Annotated in this window: 16 protein-coding genes; 8 read left to right on the top strand and 8 right to left on the bottom strand. The window is 71.5% G+C overall.

Annotated features, from left to right (window positions below; genetic code table 11):
- Nucleotides 1–32: 32 nt before the first annotated feature.
- On the top strand, nucleotides 33–473 hold the full coding sequence (locus tag ACPT94_RS05510) for a sec-independent translocase (protein WP_360336145.1): 441 nt from the start codon (nucleotides 33–35) through the stop codon (nucleotides 471–473).
- Nucleotides 474–643: 170 nt separating this feature from the next.
- Nucleotides 644–1,303, top strand: coding sequence for a hypothetical protein (locus ACPT94_RS05505; protein WP_360336143.1), 660 nt, complete (start codon nucleotides 644–646; stop codon nucleotides 1,301–1,303).
- 140 nt (nucleotides 1,304–1,443) lie between these two features.
- Here ACPT94_RS05505 and ACPT94_RS05500 read toward each other — a convergent pair whose 3' ends face one another.
- Genes ACPT94_RS05500 through ACPT94_RS05490 form a run of 3 tightly spaced genes read right to left on the bottom strand, consistent with a single transcriptional unit; the run spans nucleotide 1,444 to nucleotide 4,493 of the window.
- Entirely contained in the window at nucleotides 1,444–2,577 is a 1,134-nt protein-coding gene (locus ACPT94_RS05500; protein ID WP_360336141.1) for an Mrp/NBP35 family ATP-binding protein, read from the bottom strand.
- A gap of 43 nt (nucleotides 2,578–2,620) precedes the next feature.
- Nucleotides 2,621–3,220 carry a DUF1003 domain-containing protein gene (locus ACPT94_RS05495; protein WP_360336139.1) on the bottom strand — a complete coding sequence of 200 codons (600 nt, stop codon included), beginning with the start codon at nucleotides 3,218–3,220 and terminating at the stop codon, nucleotides 2,621–2,623.
- Nucleotides 3,210–4,493 (bottom strand): magnesium transporter MgtE N-terminal domain-containing protein, encoded by a 1,284-nt coding sequence (locus tag ACPT94_RS05490; protein ID WP_360336137.1) that lies wholly within the window; start codon nucleotides 4,491–4,493, stop codon nucleotides 3,210–3,212. The genes ACPT94_RS05495 and ACPT94_RS05490 overlap by 11 nt, the downstream gene beginning before the upstream one ends.
- A gap of 235 nt (nucleotides 4,494–4,728) precedes the next feature.
- Here ACPT94_RS05490 and ACPT94_RS05485 point away from each other — a divergent pair, with 235 nt between their 5' ends.
- On the top strand, nucleotides 4,729–5,487 hold the full coding sequence (locus ACPT94_RS05485) for a hypothetical protein (RefSeq protein ID WP_360336135.1): 759 nt from the start codon (nucleotides 4,729–4,731) through the stop codon (nucleotides 5,485–5,487).
- A 79-nt stretch (nucleotides 5,488–5,566) separates the two neighbouring features.
- Here the strand turns inward: ACPT94_RS05485 and ACPT94_RS05480 are convergent, their stop codons facing one another.
- Nucleotides 5,567–6,088: a hypothetical protein gene (locus ACPT94_RS05480; protein ID WP_360336133.1), complete on the bottom strand. Its 522-nt coding sequence runs from the start codon at nucleotides 6,086–6,088 to the stop codon at nucleotides 5,567–5,569.
- 23 nt (nucleotides 6,089–6,111) lie between these two features.
- A complete protein-coding gene (locus ACPT94_RS05475) occupies nucleotides 6,112–7,230 on the bottom strand; it encodes a magnesium and cobalt transport protein CorA (RefSeq protein ID WP_360336131.1) in 1,119 nt (372 codons plus the stop codon).
- A 554-nt stretch (nucleotides 7,231–7,784) separates the two neighbouring features.
- Between ACPT94_RS05475 and ACPT94_RS05470 the strand changes: the two genes are divergently transcribed.
- The 4 genes from ACPT94_RS05470 to ACPT94_RS05455 all read left to right on the top strand — a co-directional run bounded on the left by ACPT94_RS05470 (nucleotide 7,785) and on the right by ACPT94_RS05455 (nucleotide 10,982).
- Nucleotides 7,785–8,369 carry a suppressor of fused domain protein gene (locus ACPT94_RS05470; RefSeq protein ID WP_425245244.1) on the top strand — a complete coding sequence of 195 codons (585 nt, stop codon included), beginning with the start codon at nucleotides 7,785–7,787 and terminating at the stop codon, nucleotides 8,367–8,369.
- Between the two features lie 200 nt (nucleotides 8,370–8,569).
- A complete protein-coding gene (locus ACPT94_RS05465) occupies nucleotides 8,570–9,211 on the top strand; it encodes a DUF6758 family protein (RefSeq protein ID WP_360336127.1) in 642 nt (213 codons plus the stop codon).
- Nucleotides 9,212–9,467: 256 nt separating this feature from the next.
- Nucleotides 9,468–10,325, top strand: coding sequence for a PHP domain-containing protein (locus tag ACPT94_RS05460; RefSeq protein WP_425245243.1), 858 nt, complete (start codon nucleotides 9,468–9,470; stop codon nucleotides 10,323–10,325).
- Nucleotides 10,326–10,376: 51 nt separating this feature from the next.
- Nucleotides 10,377–10,982: a MarC family protein gene (locus ACPT94_RS05455; protein ID WP_360336123.1), complete on the top strand. Its 606-nt coding sequence runs from the start codon at nucleotides 10,377–10,379 to the stop codon at nucleotides 10,980–10,982.
- Between the two features lie 87 nt (nucleotides 10,983–11,069).
- Here the strand turns inward: ACPT94_RS05455 and ACPT94_RS05450 are convergent, their stop codons facing one another.
- A complete protein-coding gene (locus ACPT94_RS05450) occupies nucleotides 11,070–11,222 on the bottom strand; it encodes a DUF8834 family protein (RefSeq protein WP_129801357.1) in 153 nt (50 codons plus the stop codon).
- 215 nt (nucleotides 11,223–11,437) lie between these two features.
- On the opposite strand from ACPT94_RS05450, the gene ACPT94_RS05445 reads away from it, so the two are divergent.
- A complete protein-coding gene (locus tag ACPT94_RS05445; protein ID WP_360336282.1) occupies nucleotides 11,438–12,343 on the top strand; it encodes an NYN domain-containing protein in 906 nt (301 codons plus the stop codon).
- Between the two features lie 82 nt (nucleotides 12,344–12,425).
- On the opposite strand, the gene ACPT94_RS05440 is transcribed toward ACPT94_RS05445, so the two are convergent.
- Together ACPT94_RS05440 and ACPT94_RS05435 are read right to left on the bottom strand one after the other, a co-directional pair.
- Nucleotides 12,426–13,298: an alpha/beta fold hydrolase gene (locus tag ACPT94_RS05440; RefSeq protein WP_425245242.1), complete on the bottom strand. Its 873-nt coding sequence runs from the start codon at nucleotides 13,296–13,298 to the stop codon at nucleotides 12,426–12,428.
- A 106-nt stretch (nucleotides 13,299–13,404) separates the two neighbouring features.
- Nucleotides 13,405–16,197, bottom strand: coding sequence for a DEAD/DEAH box helicase (locus tag ACPT94_RS05435; RefSeq protein ID WP_425245241.1), 2,793 nt, complete (start codon nucleotides 16,195–16,197; stop codon nucleotides 13,405–13,407).
- Between the last annotated feature and the right edge of the window lie 124 nt (nucleotides 16,198–16,321).

Below are 16,321 nucleotides of genomic sequence, written 5' to 3'. Positions count from 1 at the left end.
CCGAGGACCGCGGACATCGCAAGGAGCTTCAGGTGTTCAATGACATAGGGCCGCTCGAGCTGGTGACGATCATCGTCCTGGCCGTGCTCGTCTTCGGTCCGGACAAGCTCCCGAAGGTCATCCAGGACGTGACGCGCACGATCCGGAAGATCCGTGAGTTCTCGGAGAGCGCCAAGCAGGACATCCGGCAGGAACTCGGCCCGGAGTTCAAGGACTTCGAGTTCGAGGACCTCAACCCCAAGACGTTCATCCGCAAGCAGCTGGAGAACGAGGACCTGGGGCTGAAGGAGATCCGCAACGGCTTCGACCTGAAGAAGGAGATGGCCGAGGTCACCGACGCGGTCCACAGCCGTGAGTCGGAGTCGTCGTCGGGATCCTCTTCGGGTTCGTCGGGCAGCCGTGTCGACATGGAGAAGAAGCCCGAGACTCCGGGCAAGGACGACCGCCCGGTCTTCGACGCGGACGCCACCTGAGCCACCCGGGCCGCCCGGTGTGAGGGGGCGCACGCCCCACGCGCCGGGCGGCTTCCCCTCAGCCGACTCCAGGATGGCTATGCTGCCTGGTTGTTGTGCGGACCGGACGAGTACGCCCGAAGGGGGGCGGGCCGGGACGGTCCGGCGAGAGCGAGGAGGCGTCCGGGCACATGGAGACGACGAGTCGGGCAGTCGAACAGGCGCCGGCCGCGGAGGGTGGACAACAGCTGCCCTCCGTCCGGCGCACGGTCGACGGCTACCTGGAGGCACCCTTCCCCTGGTACGGCCTCGACGAGGCCTTCACGGGACCCCGCTGGCTGATGCAGGTCGGCGCGACGGCCGACGGGGCCGTCGAGCACGGTTCGATCGGGCACGGTGACGAGCCCTCCGTACGGCACGAGACGGCCGGGGAGGACCGTGGGAAGTTCGCGGTCGTCGTGACGGTCGCCGCCAACCCCGTACGGCGCAGCGCGGACGGCACGGGGCTGCTGGAGGCCACGTCCGTGTCCTCCGCGGCCTGGCTGGCGGGCGTGGGGCTGCTGTCCTTCACCTGGCCCGGCCATATGGACCACAGCCTGCGCGACGACTGGCTGGAGCAGCAGACCGAGACGGCCTGGGTCCTGGCCGACGACCTCTCCGGCCCGGACTGGTCCACCCTCTCCCTCCCGGTCGACGGCGTGCCCACCCCCTTCCACTACCGCGAGTCCGAATTCGGCTGGGTCCTGGCCGGTTCGACGAAGGAAGGGGTGCACGTGGGGGCGTACGGGAGAGGCATGAGCGCATACGGGCTCGGCTTCGCCGTGATCAAAAACATCTCGGAGTACGAGTAGTCACCGCCGCGACAAGCGGCCACCGTGACGACGACTGGCCACCGTGACGACGACTGGCCACCGTGACGACGACGGGGGCGCCGTCCCTGCCGGACGGCGCCCCCGTCGTCGTACGGGTAGCGGGAGTCGTGCTGCGCGTGTCAGAACTTGTTCTTGGGGGTGATCCCCAGGGACAGTCCCGACAGGCCGCGCTGCCGTCCCCCCAGCTTCCCCGCGATCGCGCGCAGCGCGGAGCCCGCCGGGGAGTCCGGGTCGGTCAGGACGACCGGCTTGCCCTCGTCGCCGCCCTCGCGGAGGCGGACGTCGATGGGGATGTTGCCGAGGACGGGGACGGAGGCGCCCGTCGTGCGGGTCAGACCGTCGGCGACCAGCTGGCCGCCGCCCGTGCCGAAGACGTCGACCATCTCGCCGCAGTGGGGGCAGGGCAGCCCGGACATGTTCTCGACGACGCCGACGATCTTCTGGTGGGTCTGGACGGCGATGGAGCCGGCCCGCTCGGCGACCTCGGCGGCGGCCTGCTGAGGCGTCGTCACGACGAGGATCTCGGCGTTCGGGACCAGCTGGGCCACGGAGATGGCGATGTCGCCCGTGCCCGGGGGCAGGTCGAGCAGCAGCACATCCAGGTCGCCCCAGTACACGTCCGCGAGGAACTGCTGGAGGGCGCGGTGGAGCATCGGGCCGCGCCAGACGACCGGGGCGTTGCCCGGGGTGAACATGCCGATCGAGATGACCTTCACGCCGTTGGCGGACGGCGGCATGATCATGTTCTCGACCTGGGTCGGACGGCCGTCCGCGCCCAGCATGCGCGGCACGCTGTGGCCGTAGATGTCGGCGTCGACGACGCCCACCTTCAGACCGTCGGCCGCCATCGCTGCCGCCAGGTTCACCGTCACCGAGGACTTGCCGACGCCGCCCTTGCCGGAGGCGACCGCGTACACGCGGGTCAGCGAGCCCGGCTTGGCGAAGGGGACCTCGCGCTCGGTCTGGCCGCCGCGCAGCGCGGACGCCAGCTCCTTGCGCTGCTCGTCGCTCATCACGTCGAGCGTGACGTCGACCCGGGTGACGCCCTCGACCCGGGAGACCGCCTCGGTGACGCGCTGCGTGATCGTGTCGCGCATCGGGCAGCCGGAGACCGTCAGGTACACGGTGACCGCGACCGCTCCGTCCGCACCGATCTCCACCGACTTGACCATCCCCAGTTCGGTGATGGGGCGGTTGATCTCGGGGTCGTTCACCGTCGCCAGTGCCTCGCGCACCGCGTCTTCCGTAGCCATAAGGACGATGGTACGGCGCTGTACCGGGGCGTAGGAAAGGCTGTCAGCGGTCGTCTGCGTCACGTCCGCGTGACCGTTCCGCCGGGAATACGACGGGGTCGTGGCGGTGGCCGTTCTGCCGTTCCTCCAGCTCCTTGACCAAGTCCTGCAGCTCCGAGCGGATCCAGTCCCGCGTCGCGACCTCCCCGAGGCCGATGCGCAGGGCGGCGACCTCGCGGGTGAGGTACTCGGTGTCCGCGATGGACCGCTCGTTCTGCTTGCGGTCCTGCTCCAGGTTGACCCGGTCGCGGTCGTCCTGCCGGTTCTGCGCGAGCAGGATCAGCGGGGCCGCGTACGAGGCCTGCAGGGACAGGACCAGGGTCAGGAAGATGAACGGGTACTCGTCCCAGCGCAGGTCGCGGGGTGCGGAGATGTTCCACAGCACCCACACGATGATCACGACCGTCATCCAGACCAGGAACCGTCCGGTGCCGATGAAGCGGGCGATGCGCTCCGACAGCCGTCCGAAGGCCTCCGGGTCGTACTCGGGCAGGATCCGGCGCCGGGGCGGGCGCGGCTGGTCCAGGCGGGCCCGGGGACGACCGGTGGCCGTGGCGCCGGCCGGGGCGCGCTCGGTGCGGACGCTCTCGCGCTCAGGAGGCATCGGGCACACCTCCCTCCTCCAGGTGGAACTCCGTCTCCCGCCAGTCCTCGGGCAGCATGTGGTCCAGGACGTCGTCCACGGTCACCGCGCCCAGCAGCGACCCCGCCTCGTCGACGACGGGCGCCGCGACCATGTCGTACGTCGCGAAGAACCCGGCGACCACGGGCAGCGCCGCGTCCGGCTCCAGCGGTTGCAGATCGTCGTCGAGGATCGAGCTGACCAGGGTGTACGGGGGGTCGCGCAGCAGGCGCTGGAAGTGGACCGTGCCGAGGTACTTGCCGGTGGGGGTCTCGTCCGGCGGGCGGCAGACGTAGACCTGGGCGGCGAGTGCGGGGGACAGGTCGCGGTTGCGGACCCGGGCGAGGGCGTCGGCGACGGTGGCGTCGGGCCGCAGCACGATCGGCTCGGTCGTCATCAGCCCGCCGGCCGTGTGCTCCTCGTACGACATCAGGCGGCGCATGTCGGCCGCGTCGTCGGGCTGCATCAGGCTCAGCAGCCGTTCCTTGTCGGCCTCCGGGAGCTCGGCGAGGAGGTCGGCCGCGTCGTCGGGGTCCATGGCCTCCAGGACGTCCGCGGCGCGCTCCTCCTTCAGCTTGCCGAGGATCTCGATCTGGTCGTCCTCCGGCAGCTCCTCCAGGACGTCGGCGAGGCGGTCGTCGTCGAGGGCGGAGGCGACCTCCGCGCGGCGCTTGGGGGAGAGGTGGTGCAGGACGTTGGCGAGGTCGGCCGGGCGCAGCTGTTCGAAGGTGGCGAGCAGGCTCTCGGCGCCCTGCCCGTGCTCCTCCAGGGAGAAGCCGGTGACGGCCGACCACTCCACGGTCAGTTTCTCGCCCCTGCCGCGGCGGAAGGCGCCCGCCTTCCGCCCCTTCTGCACGAAGACCCGGTCGATCTCCCAGTCCCGGCGGGCCTGCAGATGGTGCACCGACAGGTCGAGGACGGTGACCTCCTCGCCGGTCTCGGCGAGCGTGACGCGCCGGTCGAGCAGCTCGCCGAAGACGAGGCGCTCGGTGGGCCGCTGCTCGAAGCGGCGGACGTTGAGCACACCGGTGGTGATGATCTGCCCGGACTCGATGCTGGTGACCCGGGTCATGGGCAGGAAGATGCGGCGGCGGGTGGACAGTTCGACGACCAGCCCGAGCAGCCTCGGTGGCTTGCGCCCGACGCGCAGCATCACGACCAGGTCGCGCACACGGCCCACCTGGTCGCCGGCGGGGTCGAACACGGCGACGCCGGAGAGGTGCGAGACGAAGATCCGGGGGACGCCCGCGGCCATGGCCGCACCTCCTTCTCGTACGCGCACGTACGGGGTGGTTCCTGCAGTGATGGGTGGGGTGTTGCCGGTGAGGCTCTTATCCCGATTGCCCGCTCGTGCGGGCTTCAGGCTAGCCCGTCCCGATCGGGTACGCCCTGGTGAGCGGTCCGGACGGACTGGCTCCGCCGGGGGCCGGCGACCCCGGTACGCTGCGGTACGCCGGTCAGGACACCCCCGCAGAAAGGCAGCCTTCTCTGTGACTGCGATTCCCCAGGGCCGTACCCACCGCCGGGCCGCGCTGATGAGCGCGATGTGCGCACTGGTCGTGACGGGCATGGGTGTGACGGGGTGCAGTGAGGATCCGGACGCGGGCACGAACGGGGTCGGCAAGCTGCCCGCCGACAAGATCCAGGCCGAGACGAAGTCGGCCGCCGGCGCGGTCGACACGGTACGGCTGTCGGGGACCGTGGTCGCCGGCGGGAAGTCGTACAAGCTCGACATGCGCCTGAAGTCGGACGGCGGCACCGGGTCGGTCACCGCGCAGGGGGCCAGCTTCCACCTGCTGCGGGTCGGGGAGCAGCTGTACCTGAAGGCGGACGCGGCGTTCTGGAAGAGCGATGACGGCAAGGCCGGTTCCGGCGACTCGGACACGGCGGCCGCGGAGAAGCTCGACGGCAAGTACGTGAAGGTGCCGACCGGCGACCCCTCGTACAAGAAGTTCAGCGGCTTCACGGACAAGGACCTCCTTCTCGGCGATCTGCTGACGCTGCACGGTTCGCTGGGCAAGGACGGGCATCATGAGCAGGCCGGGGTGCGCACGATCCGCATCACCGGCGACGGGGGCTCCGGCGGCACGCTGGACGTCTCCCTGGAGGGCAAGCCCTACCCGCTGCGCCTGGTGCGCGCCGGCGGCGCCGGCACGCTGACCTTCTCGGCCTGGGGCAAGGACTTCGCCCTGCAGAAGCCGGCCAAGGGCGAGACCGTGGACTACGGCAAGGAGCTGCCGACGTCGTAGCGGCGGGAGCGGGCGGCGTCGTGGCGGGCAGGGACGGACGGCGTCGGCCGCGGCTGCTCCGGCCTGCGCCGAGCAGGAATCAGGCCTGCTTCCGTTTGCGCTTCTTCAGCAGCAGCCGGTGAAGCCCCGCGGGGATCGGCTCACGTGTGGTGGCCGGTGACGGCACGGGCGCCGCCGCCAGGTCGCCGTCGGGCAGCGGCAGCGTGCCACCCGTGGGCTCCAGGCGGACGACCCTGCACTCGGCCGCCCACCGCTCGGTCATCGCCTCGCCGTCCGGCGCGTTCAGCCGCTTGCCCTTGAGGTCGGCGACGGCCGCGTCCCACGCCTCGGTGCCGGGGGAGAGCTGCACGACCCGTGCGGTCCAGGAGACCAGCCGGCCGCCCTTGTCCTTGCTGCGCACGGTGACCTCGGCCGACGAACCGTCCGCCAGCCCCGCCAGCGGCTGCTCGCCCGGCCCGTCGCCGACCAGGCAGGCCGCGCCCTCGTGCCACACGTGCCACAGCGCCCGCGCGGCCGGAACACCGGCGGCCTTGACCCAGATGAGGCCGGACTTCTTGGTGGCCTCCTCGACGAGGGCCTGGTCGAGCAGCTCGCGTGTCATGGCCCCAGCCTATCCAGCAGCGTTCAGAGCCAGCCGTTGCGCTTCAGCGTGCGGTGGATGCCCAGGCAGAGGGCGACCGTGACCGACATGATCACGGGATAGCCGTACTTCCAGTGCGTCTCCGGCATGTAGTCGAAGTTCATGCCGTAGACACCGCACACCATGGTCGGTACGGCGATGATGGCCGCCCAGGACGTGATCTTGCGCATGTCCTCGTTCTGGGCGACGGACGCCTGTGCGAGGTTGGCCTGGAGGATCGAGTTGAGCAGCTCGTCGAAGCCGATGACCTGTTCCTGGACGCGGGCGAGGTGGTCGGCGACGTCCCGGAAGTACTTCTGGATGTCGGGGTCGATCAGCCGCATGGGCCGCTCGCTCAGCAGCTGCATCGGGCGCAGCAGCGGCGACACGGCGCGCTTGAACTCCAGGACCTCGCGCTTGAGTTGGTAGATCCGGCCGGCGTCCGTGCCGCGCGGGGCGCCCTTGCGGCCCGGCGAGAACACCTCGGTCTCCACCTCGTCGATGTCGTCCTGCACGGCGTCCGCGACCGCGATGTAGCCGTCGACGACGTGGTCGGCGATGGCGTGCAGCACGGCCGAGGGGCCCTTGGCGAGCAGCTCGGGGTCGTCCTGCAGGCGGTGGCGCAGTCCGCGCAGCGAGCCCTGACCACCGTGCCGGACGGTGATGAAGAAGTCCTTGCCGGTGAAGCACATGACCTCGCCGGTCTCGACGACCTCGCTGTTGGCGTCGAGCTGCTTGTGCTCGACGTAGTGGATGGTCTTGAAGACCGTGAACAGGGAGTCGTCGTAGCGCTCCAGCTTCGGCCGCTGGTGGGCCTGCACCGCGTCCTCCACGGCCAGCGGGTGCAGCCCGAACTCGCTCGCGATACCGGCGAATTCGGCCTCGGTCGGCTCGTGCAGCCCGATCCACACGAAGCCGCCGTCGCGCCGCACCTGGCGCATGGCCTCGTGCGGGGTGAGCGGCGTCGCGGTCGGGACGCGGGCACCGTCGCGGTAGACGGCGCAGTCGACGACGGCCGAGGGCGTGGCGGGGTCGCGGGTGGTGTCGTACGCGCCGCCGTGGTCCTTGCGCAGGGAGGGGCGGGACGGGCGGACCACGGCACGCAGGTCGCGGATCATCGACATGGCAGGCTCCTTCGCGACAGGCAACGAAAGGCACCGACGACGGGTGGAACCACCCGGAATGAGGACGTCCTGAGTGCGGATGTTTGGCACGTCCACAAAGCGGGGAGCACCGCACCGTCGCGGTGGCGGGTTTCGTTACTGATTCAGCTACTGCTTCAGATCGGACGGATCGGCCCGATCGGATCAGGCGGATCGGATCGGCCCGATCGAACAGATCAGGCGGATCCGGTAAAACGAAACGAAGTGCTCTTCCGTGTGAAGACGCGAGCGCGAGAGGCGGCGGTCAGCCGGAGCCACAGAGCTACATCAGCGGCGGGAAGAGCGAGTGGTACTGCACGGTCGACTTCGATCCATGACAGCCCCACCTCCTCCAGCCGGTCCCCCGTAAGGGAATCCCTTGGGCGTCGGGGTTCGATCGCGACTCCCCCAGTGCCTGAACGGCCTGGGCGGTGCCCCCGTCTGCGTGCTGCCCCGAAGCACCGGGCAAGAGTATCAGCCGACCGAAGTGTCAAGGCGCTGCTTTGCCCGGTACTGACGAGTTCTATGCTCGCGACATGGTTGATGTTCTCCCTTTGGTCGAGGCCCGGTTGCGTACCGCGCTGGGCGAGCCCGACGCCCGCGCCGCGGTCACCTTCCTCGGCACGGACCGCGTCGAGGTACTGCGTTTCCACGAGGGTGACATCGTCCGCTACGCCACGCTCGGCATGTCCGCGCAGCCGATGGGCGACCCCACCGCGATGCTCGCCGACCCGGTCAAGGGCCCGCGCGCCGAGCTGGTCCTGTCCGTGCGCGGCGGCCTCGCCGACACCGACAAGGTGCTGCGCCCGCTGGCCGTCCTCGCCGCGTCCCCGCAGGTCGAGGGTGTGATCGTGGCGCCAGGCGCCTCCCTCGACGTCGGTGAACCGCTGTGGCCCGGCGCGCCGTTCACCTCGGTGCTGGTCGCCGAGCCGGGCGGTCTGGTCGAGGATCTGGAGCTCGACGAGCCCCTCGACCCGGTCCGCTTCCTGCCGCTGCTTCCGATGACTCCCAACGAGGCCGCCTGGAAGCGGGTGCACGGCGCCCAGGCCCTCCAGGAACGCTGGCTGACGAACGGCACGGACCTTCGGGATCCGTCCCGGACGTCCGTCCCGCTGGACTGACGCCGCGTGAGGAAGGTCACCAACCGGTCGCCGACAAGCACCAGTTGGCGAAGACGGTGACTGCGCCCTCCGATGTGCCCTCCGGCTCCGGCTGCCGATTAGCGCACCTAACTAATGTGGAGTGCATATACCCGCCTGCTTCCGCCCGGACGGGTGATCGTCCTTGACGTGGGCGGGATGGGGTAGGACCGTGGGGCCCTATGAGGGGCGAACCCAGTTGCCCGAAGTGTGGTGGCCGGGTCAGGGCTCCCGGACTCTTCGCCGATTCCTGGCAGTGCGATGTGCACGGGACGGTGCATCCGCTGCAGCCCGTGATCCCGCCCAGCGTCGAGGCCCTCAGTGTCGTCGTGCATCGCACGCAGGTGCCGGTGTGGATGCCGTGGCCGTTGCCGGTCGGCTGGCTGTTCACGGGTGTGGCGTACGCCGGTGACGACCGCAGCGGCGGCCGTGCCACCGCCGTGGCGTGCTCCGGACCGGGTCCGCTCGGTGGCGTGGGCGAGCTGATCCTGGTCGCCGAGGAGCTCGGCGTCGGCCTCGGCGCGCGGTACGCCGGGATGGACGGCCCGGACCCCGGCCCGTACATGAACGTCGAGAAGCCGCCCCAGGCCAAGGTTCTGGCCGCCGGCCGCCCGACGCCGCTCTGGCATGTCTCCGGCGTCCCGGACGACCGTGCCGTCTTCGCCGGCGAGGCACGGGGGCTGTGGCTGTGGGCGGTGGTGTGGCCCGAGCCGGCCGGCCTGCTGATGTACGACGAACTGGTGCTGACGGACCTGCGGGACGCCGGCGCGGAGGTGGAGCTGGTGCCGTGCGGAGCGCTGTCGCCGCGCCTGCTCAAGCCGTGACGCTCCGCTCGGGTGTGCCGGGTGGGGGGTGCCCGCTCGGGTGCGGGGTGTCAGGCGTGCCGGGCGGCTGCGGGTCGGAGTGGGCTGGGCGGTGCCTGCGGGCGCGGTGGGCCGGCCGTGGAGTTCCCGCCTCCGGAGTGGTGCTCGCGCCGTGCGTGTAGGGGGCGATCGTCCGGTGCGGGTGTGACAGGGGGCGTTCGACTTCCCGTTATGCTGGAGCGTCCCCGTCCGTCCCTCATCGCCTGGAGTCCGCGTCGTGCGCATCGATCTGCACTGCCACTCCACGGCCTCCGACGGCACGGACACCCCGGCCGAGCTGGTCCGTCACGCGGCCGCGGCAGGGTTGGACGTCGTCGCGCTCACCGACCACGACACCACGCGCGGCCACGCCGAGGCGATCGCCGCGCTGCCGCGGGGGCTCACCCTCGTCACCGGCGCCGAGCTGTCCTGCCGTATCGACGGCATCAGCATGCACATGCTGGCCTACCTCTTCGACGCCGAGGAGCCCGCGCTGCTCGCCGAGCGTGAGCTGGTGCGCGACGATCGGGTGCCGCGGGCCAAGGGCATGATCGCCAAGCTCAACGACCTGGGCGTGCCCGTCACCTGGGAGCAGGTCGCCCGGATCGCCGGCGACGGGTCCGTCGGGCGGCCGCACGTCGCGACCGCGCTGGTGGAGCTGGGCGTCGTCCCCACCGTGAGCGACGCGTTCACGCCGGACTGGCTGGCCGACGGCGGCCGGGCCTACGTCGAGAAGCACGAGACCGACCCCTTCGAGGCGATCCGCCTGGTCAAGGCCGCGGGCGGGGTCACCGTCTTCGCGCACCCGGCCGCGAGCAAGCGGGGCCGTACGGTGCCGGAGTCCGCGATCGCCGAGCTGGCGGCCGCCGGCCTCGACGGCATCGAGGTCGACCACATGGACCACGACGCGGACACCCGCGCGCGGCTGCGGGGGCTCGCCAAGGAGCTGGGGCTGCTGGTGACGGGGTCCAGCGACTACCACGGCAGCCGGAAGACATGTGTGCTCGGCGAGTACACGACCGACCCCGAGGTGTACGGGGAGATCACCCGGCGGGCCACCGGGGCGTTCCCGGTGCCGGGGACCGGCGGGGCCTGAGGTCGACCCCCGTCCCCCGTTCACCTTCTTTCCCGCAAGGCCTCTGCACTGATGTTCGACGTCGCCGTCTTCGGCTCCCTGTTCCTCACCCTTTTCGTCATCATGGATCCCCCGGGGATCACCCCGATCTTCCTCGCGCTGACCGCCGGACGCCCCGGCAAGGTGCAGAAGCGGATGGCGTTCCAGGCCGTCTGTGTGGCCGGCGGCGTGATCGCCGTCTTCGGGCTGCTCGGGCACCAGATCCTCGACTACCTGCATGTGTCCGTGCCCGCGCTGATGATCGCGGGTGGGCTGCTTCTCCTGCTGATCGCGCTCGACCTGCTCACCGGCAAGACCGACGAGCCGAAGCAGACCAAGGACGTCAACGTCGCCCTGGTCCCGCTGGGCATGCCGCTGCTGGCCGGTCCGGGCGCGATCGTGTCCGTCATCCTGGCCGTCCAGAAGGCCGACAGCGCCGCCACGCAGGTGTCGGTGTGGGCGGCGATCCTCGCCATCCATGTCGTCCTGTGGCTCGTCATGCGCTACTCGCTGCTGATCATCCGGGTCATCAAGGACGGCGGGGTCGTCCTGGTGACGCGGCTCGCGGGCATGATGCTCTCCGCGATCGCCGTGCAGCAGATCATCAACGGCGTCACCCAGGTGATCCGGGGGAGCTGAGCCCCGGCGCGCGAACGCGCGGAGCCCCGTACGGCCATCCGGATGATGTCGTACGGGGCTCCGAAGTGTGTGTAAGGGACCCGTGGGTTACGAGGCCGAGGTGTCGGCCGGACGGATCCACAACCGCTGCCCGATGGCGGCGGCCTGCTGAACGATCCGGTTGACGGAGGCGGCGTCCACGACGGTGGTGTCCACGGGCGTGCCGTCGACGTCGTCGAGTCGCATGATTTCGAAGCGCATGGCTTCTCCCTTCGTCTGGTCATCCTCCTGAAGGAGAACTACTGGTGAGTGGCCCACGGGACGACGGTGCCCCCTGTTCCGTACGTACTCAACGCGATGCTTGTTACAAACATTCCCTACGCTAAAGAAATTTTTCGAACGACTAATTACTGACGGGTAAGCGGGTCTCGGGACCGAACGGGACCGGTTGTGTTCGCAGCGTGACCGCCGGGACAATGGAGGTGATGAACGACGACCTCGCGGCCCTCGCCGCCCGCATCGACCGCACGAACGAGCTGCTGACGCGCATGCTCGCCGAGGTGGCCAAGACGCCCTCGACCCATGCGATCTTCGTCGACGCGGGGTACCTGTACGCGGCCGCGGGCCGGCTGGTCGCCGGGACCGAGGACCGCCGGGCCTTCGACCTGGACGCGGAGGGCCTGATCGAGGCGCTCATCGACCGGGCCCGGACGATCTTCGCGGACAGCCGGCTGCTGCGCGTCTACTGGTACGACGGCGCCCGGCGCCGCATCCACACCGCCGAGCAGCAGTCCATCGCCGAACTCCCGGACGTCAAGGTCCGGCTGGGCAATCTCAACGCCAACAACCAGCAGAAGGGCGTCGATTCCCTGATCCGCAGCGACCTGGAGTCCCTCGCCCGGCACCGTGCCATCAGCGACGCGGCCCTGCTGGGCGGCGACGAGGACCTGGTGTCGGCCGTGGAGGCCGCTCAGGGCTACGGCGCCCGCGTCCACCTCTGGGGCATCGAGGCTCCCGAGGGCCGCAACCAGGCCGAGCCCCTGCTGTGGGAGGTCGACAGCCAGCGCACCCTCGACCTCGACTTCTTCAAGCCGTACGTCTCACGGCGCACCGCCCCCGCGTACGAGGCGGCCGGCGCCTCCCGGCCCACCCGCGAGGACGTCCGCTTCGTCGGCGCGCAGATCGCGGCGAAGTGGCTGGCGGCGCGGGGCAGGGAGTCCCTGGTGGAGCTGCTGCCCGGCCACCCGTACCTGCCCGGCTCCGTCGACCAGGACCTGCTGGTGGAGGCCGAGGGCATCCTGCAGTACTCGCTGCGCGGCCAGGCGGACCTGAGACGCGCACTGCGGGACGGGTTCTGGGAGCACTTGCAGACGCAGTACTAGCGCTTGCCCCCCGGGGCCGTCCCGTGTCCTGGTCCTGCGCTTCGTCCCAGACCTGCGCTCTCTCCCAGGTCGGTGCCCGCTCCTAGGCCTGGGGGTACTTGTCCCAGAAGTCGGCCAGGGCGTGGGCCGTCGGCAGGGGCTGGTCCAGGTTGGGGGAGTGCTCGGTTCCGGGGACGACGGTCCGGTGCGCGCCGAGTCGTACGGCCATGTCGTCCAGGACGGTCACCGGCCAGGTGTCGTCGCGGGCGCCGGACAGGACGTGGAACGGCAGCGAGACGGCGGCGAGTTCGTCGACCCGGTCCGGCTCGACGAGCAACTGACGGCCGGTGGCGAGGAGTTGGGCCGGCTTGTGGTTCAGCCAGCGCAGGCGCAGCATGGGCAGCTCGCCGAAGCCGCGGGCGGGGCCGCCGACCTCCTCCGGCGGGCCCATCGCCAGGATGGCCTCCCACACCTCGGGCATCGTCATCACCGCGAGCGCGTCGTGGAGCAGCTTCACACGCTGCTGCTGGGAGACGGAGATCTGGGCCGGACCCGAGGCGACCAGGGTGAACGAGACGAAGGGGGCGTGGTCCAGGAGGACCGCGGCCCGGGCGATCTGACCGCCCAGGGAGTGGCCGACGAGGTGCACGGGCGTGTCGAGGGCGGCCGCCTGCGCGAGCACGTCCCGTGCCAACTCGTCCTGCGCGTACGGTGATTCGTCGTCGGCGGGCCCGTCCGACTCGTTCTGCCCGCGTCCGTCGACGGCGACGGTCCGGTATCCGCGCACCGCGAGGGGCTGGTGCAGGAGGTGGAAGTCCTCCTTGCTCCCGGTGAACCCGGGCAGCAGCAGCGCGACGCCCCGCGGTTCGACACCGGCGGCCACGGGCGAGTCGACGACGGCGAACTCGCCGCGCGCGGTGCGCAGGGAGTAGGCGCGGGCGCCGGGGGGAGGGGTGAAGCTGATCGGCGTGGTCACGGGGTGAGGCTACCGGGAGGGCGCGGGGAGAGGCGGGGGCGGCTCCACGAACGCCTACGGCCCGGCCCCTCCGAGGGAGGGACCGGGCCGTAGGGCTGACTGGACGTCAGCCGTCCGTGGGCTCCGCGGCGGCCGTCGTCTTGCGCGTACGCCGGACCCTCGGCTTCGCCTCGGCCGCGTCGGCCGTGGCTTCCGCCGTCGCCGCGGTCTTGCGGGTGCGGCGGGGCTTGACGTCGGGTTCCTGCGTGGCCTGGGCCGGGATGTCGGCGGTGGTGGCCGCCGTCGGCTGGGTGGCCTTGCGGGTGCGGCGCGGCTTGGCCTCCGTGGCCTCGGCCGTGTCGACCGTGGCTTCGGCCGGGGCCGTCGCCTTGCGGGTGCGGCGCGGCTTGACCTCGGTGGCGTCCGACGCCGTCTCCGGTGCCTCGACGGTGGCGGAGGCCGCGGCCTTGCGGGTCCGGCGCGGCTTGGCTTCCGTGGCCTCGACGGTGTCCACGGCGGCTTCGGCCGGGGCCGTGGCCTTGCGGGTGCGGCGCGGCTTGGCTTCCGTGCCTTCCGCCGTGTCGACCGCGGCCTCCGCCGTCGCCGCGGTCTTGCGGGTGCGGCGGGGCTTGACGTCGGGTTCCTGCGTGGCCTGGGCCGGGATGTCGGCGGTGGTGGCCGCCGTCGGCTGGGTGGCCTTGCGGGTCCGGCGCGGCTTGGCTTCCGTGGCCTCGACGGTGTCGACGGCGGCTTCGGCCGGGGCCGTGGCCTTGCGGGTGCGGCGCGGCTTGGCTTCCGTGCCCTCGGCCGTGTCGACCGCGGCTTCCGCCGGTGCCGTCGCCTTGCGCGTACGGCGCGGCTTGACCTCGGTCGTCTCCGTCACCGTCTCCGAGGCTTCGGCGGTGGCGACCGTGGCTTCCGCCGGGGCCGCGGTCTTGCGGGTGCGGCGGCGCGGCTTGGTTTCCGTGGCCTCGACGGTGTCGACGGCGGCCTCGGCGGCGGGGGGTACCGCAGCCGTCTCCGCCGGTGCCGTGGCCTTGCGCGTACGGCGCGGCTTGACCTCGGTCGTCTCCGTCACCGTCTCCGAAGCTTCGGCGGTGGCGACCGTGGCTTCCGCCGGGGCCGCGGTCTTGCGGGTGCGGCGGCGCGGCTTGGTTTCCGTGGCCTCGACGGTGTCGACGGCGGCCTCGGCGGCGGGGGTTTCCGCCGTCGTTTCGACGCTTTCGACGGGGGCCGTGGCCTTGCGGGTGCGGCGGCGCGGCTTGGTTTCCGTGGCCTCGACGGTGTCGACGGCGGCCTCGGCGGCCGGGGTCTCCGCCGTCGTCTCGGTAGCCGTCTCCGCCGGGGCGTCCGCGGTGCGGCGGGTGCGGCGGCGGCGCGGCTTCGTCGGGGTTTCCGGGGTGTCGAGGGCCGGGCCCTCCGCCGTCGTCACGGCCGCTTCGGCAGCCTCGGGGGCGGTGGGCTCGACGGCGGCCGTCGCGGGGGCGGCGGCGACCGCCTCCTGTGCGGCCCCGCCCCGCGTACGGCGACGGCGGCGCGGCGTGCGGGACGAAGCCGACTCCTCCGTCGCGGGGGCCGTGGCCTCGGTCGCCGGCGTGGCGTCGAGGGGCGCCCCGCCCCGCGTACGACGGCGGCGGCGCGGCGTACGGGCGGGGCGCTCGCGGTCGGCGGAGCCGGACTCGTCCCGGCCGCCCCGGCGGTCACCGCGACCGCGTCCACCACGGCCGCCCGGCTCGCCCAGGTCCTCCAGCTCCTCCGCGTCGAGCCCGGCGCGCGTACGCTCCGAGCGCGGCAGGACGCCCTTCGTGCCCGCGGGGATGCCGAGGTCCTCGAAGAGGTGCGGGGAGCTCGAGTACGTCTCCACCGGGTCGTTGAAGTCGAGCTCCAACGCCTTGTTGATCAGCTGCCAGCGCGGGATGTCGTCCCAGTCGACGAACGTGATCGCCGTACCCTTCGCGCCCGCGCGGCCCGTACGGCCGACCCGGTGCAGGTACGTCTTCTCGTCCTCGGGGGACTGGTAGTTGATGACGTGGGTCACGCCCTCGACGTCGATACCGCGCGCGGCGACGTCGGTGCAGACGAGGACGTCCACCTTGCCGTTGCGGAAGGCGCGCAGCGCCTGCTCGCGGGCGCCCTGGCCGAGGTCGCCGTGGACGGCGCCGGAGGCGAACCCGCGGCGCTGGAGCTGTTCGGCGATGTCGGCCGCCGTGCGCTTGGTGCGGCAGAAGATCATCGCCAGTCCGCGGCCCTCGGCCTGCAGGATCCGGGCGACCATCTCCGGCTTGTCCATGGAGTGCGCGCGGTAGACGAACTGCTTGATGTTCGCGACCGTCGCGCCCTCGTCGTCCGGCGCGGTGGCGCGGATGTGCGTGGGCTGCGACATGTAGCGGCGCGCGAGTCCGATGACCGCGCCCGGCATCGTCGCCGAGAAGAGCATGGTCTGGCGCTTGGCCGGGAGCATGCTGATGATCTTCTCGACGTCGGGCAGGAAGCCCAGGTCGAGCATCTCGTCGGCCTCGTCGAGGACCAGGCTCTTGATGTGCTTGAGGTCGAGCTTCTTCTGGCCGGCGAGGTCCAGCAGGCGGCCCGGGGTGCCGACGACGACGTCGACGCCCTTCTTCAGGGCCTCGACCTGCGGCTCGTAGGCCCGGCCGCCGTAGATCGCGGTGACGCGTACGTTGCGCACCTTGCCGGCGGTGAGCAGGTCGTTGGTGACCTGCGTGCACAGCTCGCGCGTGGGGACGACGACGAGCGCCTGCGGGGCGTCGGTGAGGTCCTCGGGCCGGGCGCGGCCGGCCTCGACGTCGACGGGGACGGTGACGCGCTCGAGGAGCGGAAGGCCGAAGCCGAGCGTCTTACCGGTGCCGGTCTTGGCCTGGCCGATGACGTCCGTGCCCGACAGGGCCACGGGGAGCGTCATCTCCTGGATGGGGAAGGGGGTGGTGATGCCGACGGCTTCCAGGGCCTCGGCGGTCTCGGGAAGGATCCCGAGCTCTCGGAACGTCGTAGTCAGGGTGCTGCCTCTTCTGTGTGCGCGGTGCGAG

Source organism: Streptomyces aurantiaciflavus (assembly GCF_049808595.1).
In the GTDB taxonomy this organism is placed as follows: domain Bacteria; phylum Actinomycetota; class Actinomycetes; order Streptomycetales; family Streptomycetaceae; genus Streptomyces.
The sequence above is the reverse complement of the archived record's forward strand: the minus strand, read 5'-3'. Positions and strand labels throughout refer to the sequence as shown.

Bases quoted from the DNA above. Each gene is read 5' to 3' on its own strand.
- ACPT94_RS05505 (WP_360336143.1), top strand. From the start codon at position 644: ATGGAGACGACGAGTCGGGCAGTCGAACAGGCGCCGGCCGCGGAGGGT.
- ACPT94_RS05500 (WP_360336141.1), bottom strand. From the start codon at position 2,577: ATGGCTACGGAAGACGCGGTGCGCGAGGCACTGGCGACGGTGAACGAC.
- ACPT94_RS05495 (WP_360336139.1), bottom strand. From the start codon at position 3,220: ATGCCTCCTGAGCGCGAGAGCGTCCGCACCGAGCGCGCCCCGGCCGGC.
- ACPT94_RS05490 (WP_360336137.1), bottom strand. From the start codon at position 4,493: ATGGCCGCGGGCGTCCCCCGGATCTTCGTCTCGCACCTCTCCGGCGTC.
- ACPT94_RS05480 (WP_360336133.1), bottom strand. From the start codon at position 6,088: ATGACACGCGAGCTGCTCGACCAGGCCCTCGTCGAGGAGGCCACCAAG.
- ACPT94_RS05475 (WP_360336131.1), bottom strand. From the start codon at position 7,230: ATGTCGATGATCCGCGACCTGCGTGCCGTGGTCCGCCCGTCCCGCCCC.
- ACPT94_RS05470 (WP_425245244.1), top strand. From the start codon at position 7,785: ATGGTTGATGTTCTCCCTTTGGTCGAGGCCCGGTTGCGTACCGCGCTG.
- ACPT94_RS05465 (WP_360336127.1), top strand. From the start codon at position 8,570: ATGAGGGGCGAACCCAGTTGCCCGAAGTGTGGTGGCCGGGTCAGGGCT.
- ACPT94_RS05455 (WP_360336123.1), top strand. From the start codon at position 10,377: ATGTTCGACGTCGCCGTCTTCGGCTCCCTGTTCCTCACCCTTTTCGTC.
- ACPT94_RS05450 (WP_129801357.1), bottom strand. From the start codon at position 11,222: ATGCGCTTCGAAATCATGCGACTCGACGACGTCGACGGCACGCCCGTG.
- ACPT94_RS05445 (WP_360336282.1), top strand. From the start codon at position 11,438: ATGGAGGTGATGAACGACGACCTCGCGGCCCTCGCCGCCCGCATCGAC.
- ACPT94_RS05435 (WP_425245241.1), bottom strand. From the start codon at position 16,197: ATGACGCTCCCCGTGGCCCTGTCGGGCACGGACGTCATCGGCCAGGCC.